The sequence below is a fragment of the Ignavibacteriota bacterium genome (assembly GCA_016716225.1).
Classification (GTDB): domain Bacteria; phylum Bacteroidota; class Ignavibacteria; order Ignavibacteriales; family Melioribacteraceae.
Genome location: JADJWT010000001.1, coordinates 1,948,797 through 1,964,130, shown reverse-complemented (window position 1 = coordinate 1,964,130; position 15,334 = coordinate 1,948,797). Strand labels below are relative to the sequence as shown.

The window sequence follows — 15,334 nt, the reverse complement described above, 5'->3', positions numbered from 1 at the left end:
TATTTAATATCAAATATCTAAATCTACCAATTCCACTTTTTATCAACTGCTTTTACAAAAATTTTATCATCAATTATTTTTGTTTCATAAACATCTAAACCTTTGCTACCACCAAATAAATTTCCCGTTTCAAGATTAAACATCCATCCGTGTAATGGACAATACACGCATTCATTTTCCACAAATCCTTCATAAATTTGTGCAGTATGTTGATGCGGACAAATATTACTTACAGCATAAATTTTTTCATTTACTTTGAATATTGCAACATCAACATTATTTATATATAATCTTTTCCCAACTTTTTCTTTAAGTTCAGAAACAAAGCAAGCAAATGTAAATTCATCAGATAATTCATTCATATTAAATCTTTAAAACTTTCTTTGAATATAAAACCTTTTTCAGTTTTCATTATTGTTGCACATACATTTTGAGAATCATGTTCAAAAATTAGTTTCCAGTTTTCTTCAACAGCTAATTGCAAAAATTTCTTTTTTTCTTTTACTGTTTCTAAAGGTTGAATATCATAACCCATTATGTAAGGAATTGGAATATGATACATTGTTGGAAGTAAATCGCCGCAAAATAAAAATGTGTTTGTAGAATCCGAAATCTTCACCATTTGCTGAGCGATTGTATGTCCGTTAATTGTTAAAAATTGAATTTCATCATCAAAAAAATCATCTCCGTTTGTAAAATTCAAAACTCCATTTTCATACAAAGGCAGGTAAAATTTAGGGATGAAACTTCCTTTATCTCTTTCAGTTGGATTTTGCGCCCAATCAAAATGCTTTTTCTGAACATGATATTTTGCATTCGGGAATGTTGGAATTAATTTATCATTTTCAATTTTTGTTGAGCCACCGGTATGATCAAAATGGAGATGTGTTAAAATTACATCAGTTATCTGATCGGCAAGAATGTTTTTTGAATTAAGAGATTTTAGTAAATCATTTTCATTATTGTTTAAATTATATATTGAAATAGACTTTTCATCCCAAAGATTTCCCATTCCCGTATCAACTAAAATTATTTTTGATTCGGATTCAAGAAGTAAACATCTCAAGCCTAATTTAATTCTATTTTTTTCATCGGGAATAATTGACTTTTCCCAAAGAGGTTTAGGAATTATTCCAAACATTGCTCCACCATCTAAAGCAAAAGTCCCGGTTTCTAAAATTGATAATTTGTATTTTCCAATTTCCATAGCTTACAAAATAAATTTAATTTAAAAATAAAAAAACCGTACAAGAAAATTCTTATACGGTTTCTTACTAATTTTATTAAAAAATTATCTTCCTTCTACTTCATCTAAATGTGCTTTTCTTGCCAATAATTCTTCTTCGGATTCAACACGATTTGGATCTGGAACACAGCAATCAACAGGACAAACAGCAGCACATTGCGGTTCATCATGGAATCCTTTGCACTCCGTACATTTATCTGGTACTATATAAAAATAATCTGATGAGAAGAATCCTTCTGCACCGGATGGAGCTGTATCACCTTCACCATAAGTATTTCCAGCTAATGTCCATTCATTTCCACCTTCATAAATTGCAGTATTCGGACACTCCGGTTCGCATGCGCCACAATTTATGCATTCGTCAGTTATCATTATTGCCATAACTAATCTCCTAATAATGTTTTGTTAAGTAGTTAATTCAATTTTTGGAATCTTGTTTATTATATTTTCTTGATCCAAGTTTGTTAAAAGAATCGAAATTTCTTCAATTAATTTAAGGTTATTTATTTTATAAAATGATGATGAAAATTTTTTTAATTTATTTTTACCTTTAGTTAATTGACTTTGTGCACCTTTTAGATTTCCACAAATAAGATGATAAGCCCCAACCGAAATTTGAACCAATCCTTGAAAAAATTCTCTTTCGTTTTGGTTGGAATTAAACCATATTTCTTCGAAAAAATCATGTGCAGAAAAGAAATCACAATCATTAAATAAAAGAACACCTTCAGAAATATCAATCATAACGTATCCAATAATAAGAAATCATATATCTAAATTCAAGATAAATTAGTATTATTTATCTTTTTTACCAACTTCCGCTCGCACCTCCGCCGCCAAAAGAACCACCACCTCCGCTAAATCCACCAAAACTTCCTCCTCCGCTGCTAAAACCGCCAAATCCGCCGCTTCTTGAACTTCCGCCTAAACCACCGCCATAATATATAAATCCACCTGGACCGCCTTTTCCTCCTTTTCTTGAAAGAAAAAAAATTATAAGAAAAATTATAATTATTATAAGTCCAAAAGGAAATTTCTGAGATTCTTGGTTAGTGGGATTTCCTTGATACTCACCTTTCGTTGCAGACATTATTGCATTTAATCCAGCAACAGTTCCTTCATAATACAATTCATTTTTATAATATGGAGCAACTTCATTTCTAATTATCGAACTCGCCAACGCATCCGGTAATGCTCCTTCTAAACCATACCCAACTTCAATTCGCATTTTCCTATCATCTTTTGCAACGTAAAATAATATTCCATTATTATTTTCTTTAGTTCCAATTCCATTTTTTTCAGCAACTTCATTCGTAAACATTTCAATCGGATAGCCATCCAAAGATTTGTTCATAAAAAACACAATTTGGTTTGATGTAGAATCATCAAAAGTTTTCAATCCATTATCTAGATAATTTATTTGATCATTAGATAAAGTTTTTGTGTAATCAACAGCATAGTTTGAAAATGTTGGTATTTCCGGCTGTGCAAGTATTTTTATTGCGAAAATAAAAAACAGAAAATATTTTAGTTTTTTTGTACTCAACTAAAACTCAACTTTTGGTGCTTGCTCAGAACCGGCAACAGCTTTAAAATATTGTTTTTGAGTAAATCCGGTAAAACCGGCGATCAAACTTGCTGGAAATCTTCTAACTGTTGTATTATAATTTTGTACAACTTCATTAAATTTTTTTCGTTCAACAGAAATTCTATTTTCGGTTCCTTCAAGTTGGGCTTGGAGTTGGGAAAAATTCTCATTCGCTTTTAGTTGAGGATAATTTTCAACAGTAACAAGTAATCTTGATAATGCGCTGCTTAAGCCGTCTTGCGCACTTTGAAATTGCGCAAATGCATTCGGATCGCTTAACATTTCCGGAGTCATATTTATTTGATTAACTTTTGCTCTGGCTTCGGTAACAGCTGTATAAGTTTCTTTTTCAAAGTTTGCTACGCCTTTTACAGTATTAACCAAATTGGGAATTAAATCAGCTCTTCGTTGATATTGATTTTCAACTTGACTCCAACTTTGTGAAACACCTTCATCCAAACCAACTAAGTTATTATAAATTCCCATTCCCCACATAATTGCACCAATAACAATTACTGCAACTACAATTAATATTCCTATTCCTTTACTCATTTATTTCTCCTATTTATTTCTTTAATTTGTTAAACTTCTTACTGGCGCGGGAATTCTCCCTCCTCTTCCAACAAAATTTTGGCTTGATAAATTTCGAACATTCATAATTGGAGCTTTGCCAAGTAAGCCTCCATAATCAATAAAATCACCAACTTTTTTTCCATACGCTGGAATTAATCTTGCCGAAGTTGTTTTATCATTTATAATTCCAATTGCGCATTCGTCTGCAATAATTCCCGCAATTGTTGTTGCTGGTGTATCACCGGGAATTGCAACCATATCCAATCCAACAGAGCAAACTGCCGTCATCGCTTCCAATTTTTCTATTGATAAATTTCCTCTTTCAACTGCATCAATCATTGCTTGATCTTCGCTTACCGGAATAAATGCTCCACTTAATCCTCCAACCGATGAGCTCGCCATAAGTCCGGCTTTTTTTACTGAATCATTCAACATTGCTAAAGCTGCAGTTGTTCCGGGTGCGCCGACATCTTCAACTCCCATTGCTTTAAGAATATCGCCAATACTATCTCCCGGCGCTGGTGTTGGGGCAAGTGAAATATCAACAATTCCAAATGGAATTCCATGTTTATTTGCAACTTCTCTTCCTATTAATTCACCGGCTCTTGTAATTTTAAAAACAGTTTTTTTAATTACTTCAGCAAGTTTTTGTAGATCAATATTTCCGGCACTTTTAATTGCATCAAGCACAACTCCGGGTCCGCTAATTCCAACATTTAAAACTACCTCAGGTTCACTAACTCCGTGGAAAGCTCCGGCAACAAACGGATTATCTTCCGGAACATTGCAAAATACAACTAATTTTGCGCAACCGATAGAATCTCTATCTTTAGTATTTTCCGCAGTTTGCTTAATTACATTTGCCATCATTAAAACTGCATCCATGTTAATGCCGGCTTTTGTGGAAGCAACATTAACACTTGCACAAACTCTTTGTGTTTCAGAAAGCGCAATCGGTATTGATTTTATTAACTCTCTTTCACCATTTGTCATTCCTTTTTGAACAAGTGCGGAAAATCCCGCTAAATAATCAATTCCAATTTCCGCTGCAGCTTTATCTAAAACTTGAGCAATTTCAACAAATTCATTTGCATTAAACATATCAAACGGAATTGATGCCGGAGTAATTGAAACACGTTTATTAACAACTTTAACTCCGTATTGTTTTTCAATTTCATTTGCATAACTAACATGATTTTTACCATACTTTAAAATTTTATCATAGATTTTTCTTTTAGTAATTTCCAGATTTCTATCAGCGCAATCTCTTAGACTAATGCCAAGAGTAACCGTGCGAATATCAAAATGCTCAATTTCCGTCATTTTAATTGTTTCAAGAATTTCCTCAAATTGGTATTGCATTTATTGATATCTCCTAATTTAAACTCTGTGCATATATTTGAAAAGATCTTCGTGTTGAAGATAAATCTTAATTTTTAATTCATCAGCAACTTTATTTAATTCAGCTTGTAATTCAGATAAATTTTTTGGAGAATTAGAAATATCCAGAATAATTATCATTGTGTAAAAATCGCTCATTAATTTTTGACTTAGATCAGAAACATCGCAATTGGCATCGCTCAAAACTTTTGTAACTGCAGCAATAATTCCGGGATGATTCATTCCAAACGAAGTAAGAATTACTTTTCCAGTTGATTTATCAGCTTGAGAAAAATGAGAACTTAATTCTTGAGATTCAATTTTTTCTTGTACTAATTTTTTCACCAAATCCGGCGAGGCTTTACTGCCTAATTCACTTATAATTTGTAAAGTCAGATTTCTAATTTCATTTTCATTTAACGGCACAATTTTTATCCTTATAAATTTTTCAATAACTGTAAATTTAGAATTTTTTATAATAATATTTCTTTTGCAATTCACGTGCGATCACAATTTTTTGAATTTCTGAAGTTCCCTCATAAATTTCTGTAATTTTTGCATCTCTCAAAAATCTTTCAACGTGATATTCTCTTACATAACCATATCCGCCATGAATTTGAATAGCCTCAAGCGAATTTTGTACTGCAACTTTTGAGGCAAATAATTTTGCCATTGACGCTTGTTTGATATATGGTTTCTTCTCATCACGAAGTGCCGCCGCTTGCAGAGTTAGCAGTTTTGCGGCTTCTAAATCTGTTGCCATTTCGGATAATTTAAATTGAATAGCTTGGTGATTAAAAATTTCCGTTCCAAATGCTTTTCTTTCGTTAGCATATTTGAATGCGGTTTCAAAAGCACCTTCGGCAATTCCAACAGCTTGAGCAGCAATTCCGTAACGTCCACCATTTAATGTATCCATTGCAAAATTAAAACCTTTCCCGACCTCTCCAATAATATTTTCCTCAGGAATTTTACAATTAGTAAAATTTAAAGTACAAGTATCAGAACTTCTGATTCCTAATTTATCTTCTTTCACACCGTGGGTAAAACCTTCAATTCCTTTTTCCACCATAAATGCCGTAATACCTTTGTGACGTTTCTCTTTATCTGTTTGAGCCATTACAATAAAATAATCTGCATTTTGTCCGTTTGTTATCCAATTTTTTGTTCCGTTTAAAATCCAAAAATCTCCATCTTTATTTGCATAAGTTTGCTGATGAGTTGCGTCACTTCCGGCTTCCGGTTCAGATAAAGCAAAAGCACCTAATTTTTCACCTTTTGCCAATGGTTTAAGAAACGTTTCTTTAATATAATCCGATCCCCATTTTTGTAAACCGGTTGTAACTAAAGAATTATTAACAGACATAATCACAGCAACTGAAGCATCTACTTTGGCAATTTCAATCATTGCTAAAACATATGAAACAGTATCCATTCCGGCACCGTCAAATTCGGGATCAATCATCATTCCCATGAAACCAAGCTCCCCAAGCTTTTTTACAATTTCTGTCGGAAATTTTGCTTCTTTATCCCGCTCAATTGCTGTTGGGGCAATTTCTGCTTGGGTAAATTCCCTTGCAGTTTGCTGAATCATTAGTTGTTCTTCCGTGAAATCAAAATTCATTTTTAACTCCTAATTATTTTAAAATATAGGATTAAAGCATCTTTAATAACTTCAAACTAACAATGTATTTCGAAATTTCAAATAAATATTTTTCTTTTAATTTTAGATGTTTAGGATAAGATTATTATCATCACTTGCTTATATTTGCATGTATGAAAACACAACCAAAATTAATTGATATAAAAAATTTCAATCTTTCCGAGATTCAACAATTTACTAAAGATTTAGGTGATTCTGCTTTTAGAGGGAAACAAATTTTTAATTGGATTTACCAAAATTATGCAAATGATTTTGATGAAATGACAAACATTCCAATTTTACTACGAAACAAATTAAAAGAAGAAACAAATCTAAATTCATTAAAATTATCACAAAAAAAATCTTCTTCATCTACAGATACTGTAAAATATTTGTTTGAAACTAATGATGGAAAAAAAATTGAATCTGTTATAATTCCGGAGAAAGACAGACGCACACTCTGTATTTCAACCCAAGTCGGTTGTCCGCTTGATTGCAAATTTTGTGCAACCGGTGTTATGGGATATACAAGAAATTTAAGTATCGGTGAAATTTTAGATCAATATTTGCTGACATCAAAACATATTCTACCATATGAAGTAACTAATATTGTTTTTATGGGAATGGGCGAACCGCTTTTAAATTATTCTGCAACTGAAAAAGTTTTAAAAATATTGCTTCAAGATTTAGGAAATAAAATTGGTAGAACTCGAATTACAGTTTCTACTGCGGGAATTCCCAATAAAATTAGGGAGTTAGCAGATACTGGATTGAGAGTAAAACTTGCTTTATCGCTTCATTCTTGTTTTGATGAAATTCGAAATCAGATTATGCCGATAAATTTAAAGTATAATCTTCAAGAAAATGTTGAGGCATTAAAGTATTATGCCAAGCAAACCAAAACAAAAATTATGTTTGAATATACAATGCTTAAGGGAATAAATGACAGAAAAGAAGATTTGGATGCATTAAGAAAATTGTGCAGTCAACTTCCATCAAAGGTAAATATAATTCCTTTCAACAGTATTTCTCATATTGCAAAAGACGGATTTTCTGCAAAATTAGAACCAACTCCGTTGGACCAAGTTAAAGAATTTGCAGAAAAATTAATGAGTAAAGATATTTTTGTAATGTTGAGAAACACTCAAGGCGATGATATTGCTGCAGCTTGCGGTCAACTTGCAATAAACGAAAATCAAAAGTAAAAAAGTTATTAAATATTGTATTTATGAAAAAACTTACACATTCTGAAATTTCTGTAAATCGTGCAACATTAGGAAATATTGATTCAGTAAAAAAGTTACCGGTTGTAGTAATATTAAATTCAATTAGGAGCAGTTATAATGTTGGATCTATTTTTAGAACTTCAGATGGTGCAATGATTGAAAAACTTTATTTATGTGGTTATACTCCACATCCACCTAATAAAGACGTTTTAAAAACTGCATTGGGCTCACAAGAAAGTGTTACTTGGGAATTTTCGGAAGATGCAAAATCCGTAATTCATGAATATAAATCGAAAGGTTACACAATTTGTGCGCTTGAACAAACAAACAATAATATTTCTTATTCTGATTTACAAAAAAATAATTTACCATTATGCCTAATTGTTGGGAATGAAATAAGTGGTGTTAACCAAGAGCTGATTGATCTTTGTGATATTTCGATTGAAATTCCGCAATATGGTATTAAACAATCTTTAAATGTTGCAGTTGCTTACGGAATTGCAATTTTTGAATTGAGAAAAATTTTTGATTCTATGTAAGATTAGAAAAATAATCTTCTCCATCATCTTTTGTATGAATTGCAAGAATATCTGTTCTCACTAAATTTATTAGTGTACGCGATGCTCTTCTAGATGAAATATTTGCAATTGAACTTAATTTTTTTGCAGTTATAGAATCATTTTCACCCAAATATTCAAAAACAATTTTTTCATTTTTTCCAATTGAATAATTTTTTAATATTTGTTCGCTGCTTCGGCTTTGCAAAATTTTCATCATTTCTTTACTTGCTGGAACACTCTTATCATTAATACGAATATAAACTTGTGCTGATTTTAAATCTAAATTTGTTTTATAATCTTGAATTCTGTGAGGTTTATTTTTCGATTCAGAAATTTCTACACAAACAATTTCTTTGTTTTCCAAACTGTGATAACTTATTTCATAATCAATTTTTGGTTCGCAATAATTTTCAAACGTTTCTTTAATTAATTCGTATTCACTTTTTTCGCTGTCAACGCCATACACCGAACCGTCATCATCAATTCCAAATAAAATTATTCCGCCTTTTGTATTTGCAAAAGCTATAAATTCTTTCGCTATTTTATTGTAATCAGAAAATCTTTGCTTAAACTCAACGGTAAGAGATTCACCATTTTCAATCAAACTCAAAATTTTCTTGTGGTTCATTGAGGAAATCGAATTGGTAGAATGAATTAATATTTGTTAAACTTAAATCTTACTTTTTTTGCTTCGGTAAATGTATTAAAAGGACCGACTAAAACTCTGTAGTAATTTTTGTCTAACTCAGTAACAAAAGTTTTGGTAAAAAAGGAATTGTAATTTTTTAATTTAATTTTTTCAACCTCGGAAATTGCAATTTCTTCTGTTTGCCAAGATGAAACTTGTACAAAATAATCTTCTTCATTTTTGTAAATATCTCTGCTAACAACGGGAATTTTTGTTAAATCAAAAATACTATCTTCACTTTTATCATTAATAACATTTTCATTTAATTCAATAATACTATCCTTTTTTGTAATTTCATTTTCTATTATTTCGCCTTTCGAGTCAAAATTTATATTTTTTTCATCTACTTTAACTTTTTCTATTTCATCAAAATTTTTCTGTTCATCTTGCATTTGTAAAACTTCATCAATTTCAGTTTTATTTTCTATCTCTGTTTCAATTATAACTGGATTCGTTTTTAAAGTATCCGAACTTATTTTTTTTGTTTTCACATTATTTGTGTTTTCTGTTTTGGAAAGTTTATGTCCGTTTAATTTTGCTTGAATTGATTTTGCATATTCTGTTGTTTTATATTTTGTACTTAATGTATCATAAATTGATGCAGCAGAATCCGGCATATTTAAATTATTTTCCAAAATGTAACCAATTGTATAAAGTGATTTTGATGCATAAATAGAATTCGGATGATTCTTGTAAATATTAAATAAATTCTTTAAGGCATTTTTAAAATCGGATTTGTAATACATTTCTGCGGCAATAGTATATTGTTCTTCAACCGGATCTTTATCAAAATCATAGAGAGGTTTACCCAAATGTTTTGCAGCTTCATTTCTTAATCTATTAAAAGGGAATTTTTCAAACACAAGTGTAAACATACTATCAGCTTTAGCTTTTTGATTAATTGTTTGATAATAACTTCCAATTGCATAATATGTTTGAGCTTGATTTGGATTTTCCTCTTTTTCATCGAGTGATAGTTTATAATAGATATATGCAGAATCCGGGAAATTCAATTCAGTAAAAAATAAATTTGCGAGTTCAAAATACTGTTTACTATTTAAGGCATGTATTGAATCAACGCTGATTTTTGGTCTAATTGGTTTTGGAATTTTTAAGGTAGTTTGTTTTGCATTTCTATTTCCGCCTCTAACATTTCCTTGATTTTGATTTTGTGTTCTTGAAGAATCTAATCGTAAAAGTTGAACATAATCAAGCGAATCTTTAATAAATCTTTCTTCATTTGTCAGATATTGAAAATCTCTATCAAGTTTTGCAATTTCTTTTTTATAAGTTAAATATTTTTCAAGAACTATTGATTTACTTTTTGCTTTTTCCTTTATTTCTTGAGTTGCCAAAGAGCTGGTTGTTTTCTTATAAAGCACCAATGAACTGTCATAATCGTGAATATAATTTTCAATAATTTCTGCACGGTAAAAACCGGCAATTCCACCTGCTTCAGTTTTAGTAAAACTTGTATCAACTTCTGTAAAATTATCCAAAGCCGACTCAATATTTCCAATTTCATAGTTTATTTTACCAATTTCTAAATCTATTTTATCCAAATTATCAGCAAATTTTCCTTCATCTCTTAATTCATTTAAAAGTTCTAAACTTTTCTCTGTGTTTCCAAAATCTTTTTGAATTTTAGCAAGTTCAAACCTGCTTTTAAATTCTGTTTCCGGTGTTGGAGAATATTCTTCAACTTGAACTAATGCTTTTTCAGCTTCTTGAAAATCTTCAAGCAGAACATATAATGTTCCAAGTTCATAAAGAACTTCCGCACGCAGTTCATCTGAAATTTCTGTTGCTAAAAATTCCTTAATTTCATTTGATGCAGTTTGATAATCCTTTTCATATAAGTAATAGCCAATTTTGGTTTTAAAAACTTCTTCCAAAATTATTTGATCTTCATCTTCCAGTGCTTTTAATTTAACTTCATCTAATTTGTTCAAAGATTTTTTAAATTCTCTAAGTTGAAGCTGGGTTTTACCAATCCACAGACTATTTTCTAAAGATAATTCACTTTCTGGTATTGATTCTAATTCAACAAATTTTCTTAATGCTCTTGAATAATTTTGCTGATAATAAAATGATTTGCCGGTCATTAGAATTGCATCTTCAAAATAATCTGAATCTTTGTGATATTGCATTATTGCAGATGTTTTCTCAATTACTTCATCAAACTTTTTAATAATATTACTAGGAACTTTTACTTCTTCAAAACTGAAGAGTTTTTTTCTTAATTCTAAAACCTCTGTTTCAGCTTCAATGAAAAGTTCATTTGCATTATAATATGTATTAAAATAGGTTTTGAAATTTGTCCAAAACCCACAACTTGTTGCAAATAGTGTTACGAAAATTAAAGCGATATTTTTTTTATTTAGTTTATTCATTTATCAAATAAAAATTAAAGTGCTTCTGGTCCGCTTTCGCCGGTTCTAATTCTAATTACGTCCTCTATATTCGAAACAAATATTTTACCATCACCAATTTTACCTGTTTTAGCTTTTTCAATAATAGTATTAATTACTTTTTCAAAAATATTATCATTAACTACAATTTCTAATTTTAATTTTGGAACAAAATCAATTTGGTATTCGCTCCCTCTGTAGATCTCTTTATGTCCTTTTTGCCTTCCATAACCTCTTATTTCAGAAATAGTTAAGCCTCCAATTCCAAACTCAAATAAAGCTTGTTTAACATTTTCTAAAAGATGTGTTCTAATAATCGCTTCAATTTTTTTCACTATTCACGTCCATGACAATTTTTATATTTCTTACCACTTCCACAAGGGCAAGGATCGTTTCTCCCGGCTTTTTCTTCAACTTTAATTGGTTGTTGTTTCCCTCTGTTTCTGCTCTCCTTAGCTGTTTCGGAATTTTGCAAACCTAAATTTTGAACACTGTCTTTAACTGTCTGCATCCTTAGTTGACGCGCTCTGCGAGCTTGAACTTCATCTGGCTGTTGAGGGAAAAACTTGAAACAGAAAGAAATAACTTCATTTCTTATGTCTGATATTAAGCTTACAAACAAATGATATGCTTCAGATTTATATTCAACGAGTGGATCTTTCTGTCCGTAAGCCCTTAGACCAATTCCTTCTTTGAGATCGTCCATTTCTCTCAAATGTTCTTTCCATTTTTCATCGATAACACTTAAAACTGCATAACGTTCTAATCGAGCCATTAAATCAGAGCCGATCATTTCTTCTTTTCGCGCATAAAAATCTTTTGCCGTTTGCATTATTAAATCAGCAATTCCGGCTTTACCTTTTTGTTCAAATTCCTCCGGATTTATTTTTACTTCAATGAGCAAATGCTGAAGCAAATCGGCTTTCAATGAATCAACATTTACATCATCAAAATACTTGTCTACGGTTACTTCAACATATTCGGTCAATAATTCAAATATTTCGGTTTTTAATCTTTCACCTTCAAGAGCTCTTTGTCGTCTTGAATAAATAACACTTCTCTGCTGATTCATTACATCATCATATTCAAGAAGTCTTTTTCTAATAGCAAAGTTGTTTTCTTCCACTTTTTTCTGAGCACGTTCAACTGATTTTGTAATCATCGGATGTGTTAATGCCTCACCTTCTTCAAATCCAATTTTGCTCATAATATTTGTCACACGATCGCTGCTGAATAATCGCATCAAATCATCTTCAAGTGAAACATAAAATTTTGAAGTTCCGGGGTCACCTTGTCTACCCGACCTTCCTCTTAACTGCCTATCAATTCTTCTTGATTCATGTCTTTCTGTTCCTAAAATGTATAATCCACCTTTTTCCGTAATTCCTTCGCCAAGTTTTATATCTGTTCCACGACCAGCCATATTTGTTGCAATTGTTACAGCTCCAGGTTGACCAGCAAAGGCAACAATTTCCGCTTCACTTTTATGCTGCTTTGCATTTAGAACATTGTGAGCTATTCCCTGACGTTTTAACATTCTGCTTATAGTTTCAGAAAGTTCTACGCTTGTTGTACCGACAAGAACAGGTCTTTTTTCATCTTTTAATTCCTTTATTTTTTCAAGTACGGCATTGAGTTTTTCTCGTTTGGTTCTATAAATAAAATCATCTTGATCATCTCTTGCAATTGGTTTATTTGTTGGAATTACCACAACATCCAATTTATATATTTGCTGGAATTCCCCCTCTTCAGTTTCTGCGGTTCCGGTCATTCCCGCCAATTTTTTGTATAATCTAAAATAATTTTGAAGTGTGATTGTTGCCATTGTTTGAGTATCACGCTCAACTTTTACATTTTCTTTAGCTTCAATTGCTTGATGCAAACCATCGGAATATCTTCTTCCGGGTAAAATACGGCCGGTAAATTCATCAACAATTGCAATTTTTCCATCTTCAGTTATTACATATTCATCATCTTTTTCAAATAAACTATATGCCTTTAAGAGTTGATTTATAGTATGGATTCTATCCATTCTTTCACTATACAAGTGGTAAAGTTCATCTTTTTTCTTAAGTCTTAAATCAGTGCTAAGCGATTCATCATTATCAAGTTTGCTAATTTCGGTTCCTAAATCTGGAAGTACAAAAAATTCTTTTCCTTCAGCAGAACCGTATGCTAATTCTTCTCTTCCTTTTTCGGTAAGATTAATTGAATTGTTTTTTTCATCAATTGCAAAATATAATTCTTCATCAATTTCCGGCATTCGTTTTTCTTTTTCTCTAAGAAATTCTAATTCTGTTGCTGTCATTAATTTTTTATTTTCCGGTTCACTAAAAAGTTTTGCAAGTTTTTTATTTTTCGGAAATCCTCTGTGAGCACGAAGCAAATTTATTCCGGCTTTTTCTTTATCACTTCCTCTTGAAATTAAATCTTCAGCTTCCTGAACAATTGATGCTACCAAGCCTGCTTGCTTTCTAAATAATCTTTCAACTTTAGGTTTCATTTCATCAAATTTATGTTCGGTATTTCCAACCGGACCTGAAATAATTAACGGAGTTCTTGCTTCATCTATAAGAACTGAATCAACTTCATCTACAATTGCAAAATTATGACCTCGTTGAACAAGATGTTCTTTTGCAATAGCCATATTGTCTCGCAAATAATCAAAACCAAATTCATTATTTGTTCCGTATGTAATATCACATTCATATATTTTTTTTCTGGTATCGTTATCCATTGTATTAAGAATACATCCAACCGTTAAACCGTGAAATTTAAAAATTTCACCCATCCATTCGCTATCACGTTTTGCCAAATAATCATTCACAGTTACAATGTGAACTCCTCTTCCGGTTAGTGCATTTAAGTAAATTGGAAGTGTTGCAACAAGCGTTTTACCTTCACCGGTTGCCATTTCTGCAATTTTACCTTGGTGTAAAACAACGCCTCCCAAAAGTTGTACATCATAAGGGATCATATTCCAAGTAATTTTTGAACCGGCTGCGTCCCAAGTTTTACCTACTAATTTTGCACAAGTGGCTTTAACAACTGCATAAGCCTCAGGAAGAACTGCGCTTAAAATTTCTTCATATTTATTATCAAGCTGTTCATTTAATTCTTCTAATTCAATATGAGTATTTTCAATATCGCCTTCAAAATCATTTGATTTTAAAGAGTTAGTTAATTCAGAAATTCTATTTTTTAAATCCGAAGTCTCACTTTCAATTTTTGCTTTTAACTCAACTGTTTTCTGCTTAAGCTGCTCTTCCGATAAATCTTTAACCTTTTCATATTCTAATTTTATAGAATCAACGATTGGCCATAACTCTTTAAGCGCACGCGAATTTTTATCTCCAAAAACCTTTCTTATTAAACTAGTTAACATTCATTTTACTCCATTTTTTCAGAATGTTAAAAGTAATTAAAGGCTGTCTGAAATGCAATTAAGCTATATTTTATCTGCATTTAACTATTTATTTATAATTGACAAATTCTAAATTTTATTTTTAGTTAAATTTGCAAATCTTATTTTAGATTAAAAGTCAAAAATTTTTACAGTTTGATTTTATTTAAATTGAATTTCTAGAGGATTTTAAATTGATTGATGTTACAACAGACATAAAAATTAGTGAAGAAGAATTACAATTTGCTTTTATTAGATCTTCGGGTCCGGGTGGACAAAATGTAAATAAAGTTTCAACTGCTGTTCAATTAAAGTTTGATATAAAATCCTCCGAAAATTTACCAGAAGAAGTTAAGTTAAGATTAATAAAAGGAGGCGGTAAGAAAATTTCCTCGAAAGGAATTTTGCTTATTGAAGCAAAACGATTTAGAACACAAGAAAAAAATAAAATAGATGCTATTGAAAGATTAATTGCAATTATTAAAAAAGCTGCAATAAAAGAAAAATCCAGAAACAAAACCAAGCCAACAAAATTATCAAAAGAAAAAAGAATTGAATCAAAAAAACACAAATCGCAGATAAAATATTCAAGGAAAAAAGTAATTTCCGAATAATGA

Annotated in this window: 16 protein-coding genes; 3 read left to right on the top strand and 13 right to left on the bottom strand. The window is 30.9% G+C overall.

The features are described from left to right. Positions 1-23: 23 nt before the first annotated feature. The 9 genes from IPM32_08535 to IPM32_08495 all read right to left on the bottom strand — a co-directional run bounded on the left by IPM32_08535 (position 24) and on the right by IPM32_08495 (position 6,411). The gene (locus IPM32_08535; protein MBK8945300.1) at positions 24-362 is read right to left on the bottom strand and encodes a nitrite reductase (NAD(P)H) small subunit; all 339 of its coding nucleotides are present in this window, start codon (positions 360-362) and stop codon (positions 24-26) included. After that, the gene (locus IPM32_08530; GenBank protein MBK8945299.1) at positions 359-1,207 is read right to left on the bottom strand and encodes an MBL fold metallo-hydrolase; all 849 of its coding nucleotides are present in this window, start codon (positions 1,205-1,207) and stop codon (positions 359-361) included. The genes IPM32_08535 and IPM32_08530 overlap by 4 nt, the downstream gene beginning before the upstream one ends. Positions 1,208-1,291: 84 nt before the next feature. Beyond that, on the bottom strand, positions 1,292-1,627 hold the full coding sequence (locus IPM32_08525) for a 4Fe-4S dicluster domain-containing protein (GenBank protein ID MBK8945298.1): 336 nt from the start codon (positions 1,625-1,627) through the stop codon (positions 1,292-1,294). 24 nt (positions 1,628-1,651) lie between these two features. Continuing rightward, a complete protein-coding gene (locus IPM32_08520; GenBank protein MBK8945297.1) occupies positions 1,652-1,990 on the bottom strand; it encodes a DUF309 domain-containing protein in 339 nt (112 codons plus the stop codon). Positions 1,991-2,054: 64 nt separating this feature from the next. Further along, positions 2,055-2,792: a TPM domain-containing protein gene (locus IPM32_08515; GenBank protein MBK8945296.1), complete on the bottom strand. Its 738-nt coding sequence runs from the start codon at positions 2,790-2,792 to the stop codon at positions 2,055-2,057. Continuing rightward, a complete protein-coding gene (locus IPM32_08510; GenBank protein ID MBK8945295.1) occupies positions 2,793-3,386 on the bottom strand; it encodes a LemA family protein in 594 nt (197 codons plus the stop codon). A 21-nt stretch (positions 3,387-3,407) separates the two neighbouring features. After that, positions 3,408-4,769: a PFL family protein gene (locus IPM32_08505; GenBank protein ID MBK8945294.1), complete on the bottom strand. Its 1,362-nt coding sequence runs from the start codon at positions 4,767-4,769 to the stop codon at positions 3,408-3,410. 18 nt (positions 4,770-4,787) lie between these two features. Next, positions 4,788-5,213: an ACT domain-containing protein gene (locus tag IPM32_08500; GenBank protein MBK8945293.1), complete on the bottom strand. Its 426-nt coding sequence runs from the start codon at positions 5,211-5,213 to the stop codon at positions 4,788-4,790. A gap of 37 nt (positions 5,214-5,250) precedes the next feature. After that, entirely contained in the window at positions 5,251-6,411 is a 1,161-nt protein-coding gene (locus IPM32_08495; protein ID MBK8945292.1) for an acyl-CoA dehydrogenase, read from the bottom strand. A 152-nt stretch (positions 6,412-6,563) separates the two neighbouring features. Between IPM32_08495 and rlmN the strand changes: the two genes are divergently transcribed. Both rlmN and IPM32_08485 read left to right on the top strand, forming a co-directional pair. After that, positions 6,564-7,634 carry a 23S rRNA (adenine(2503)-C(2))-methyltransferase RlmN gene (gene rlmN / locus IPM32_08490; protein ID MBK8945291.1) on the top strand — a complete coding sequence of 357 codons (1,071 nt, stop codon included), beginning with the start codon at positions 6,564-6,566 and terminating at the stop codon, positions 7,632-7,634. Between the two features lie 23 nt (positions 7,635-7,657). Further along, on the top strand, positions 7,658-8,194 hold the full coding sequence (locus IPM32_08485) for an RNA methyltransferase (GenBank protein MBK8945290.1): 537 nt from the start codon (positions 7,658-7,660) through the stop codon (positions 8,192-8,194). Here the strand turns inward: IPM32_08485 and IPM32_08480 are convergent. Genes IPM32_08480 through secA form a run of 4 tightly spaced genes read right to left on the bottom strand, consistent with a single transcriptional unit; the run spans position 8,187 to position 14,699 of the window. Further along, entirely contained in the window at positions 8,187-8,843 is a 657-nt protein-coding gene (locus tag IPM32_08480; GenBank protein MBK8945289.1) for an ATP-binding protein, read from the bottom strand. The two genes, IPM32_08485 and IPM32_08480, sit on opposite strands and share 8 nt — an antisense overlap. Positions 8,844-8,869: 26 nt before the next feature. Continuing rightward, positions 8,870-11,296 (bottom strand): SPOR domain-containing protein, encoded by a 2,427-nt coding sequence (locus IPM32_08475; protein ID MBK8945288.1) that lies wholly within the window; start codon positions 11,294-11,296, stop codon positions 8,870-8,872. A 14-nt stretch (positions 11,297-11,310) separates the two neighbouring features. Further along, positions 11,311-11,649, bottom strand: a complete 339-nt coding sequence (locus tag IPM32_08470; GenBank protein ID MBK8945287.1) for a P-II family nitrogen regulator — start codon at positions 11,647-11,649, stop codon at positions 11,311-11,313. After that, positions 11,649-14,699, bottom strand: a complete 3,051-nt coding sequence (gene secA, locus IPM32_08465; protein MBK8945286.1) for a preprotein translocase subunit SecA — start codon at positions 14,697-14,699, stop codon at positions 11,649-11,651. The genes IPM32_08470 and secA overlap by 1 nt, the downstream gene beginning before the upstream one ends. Before the next feature lie 212 nt (positions 14,700-14,911). On the opposite strand from secA, the gene arfB reads away from it, so the two are divergent. Then, positions 14,912-15,331: an aminoacyl-tRNA hydrolase gene (arfB, locus tag IPM32_08460; GenBank protein ID MBK8945285.1), complete on the top strand. Its 420-nt coding sequence runs from the start codon at positions 14,912-14,914 to the stop codon at positions 15,329-15,331. Positions 15,332-15,334: the final 3 nt, after the last annotated feature.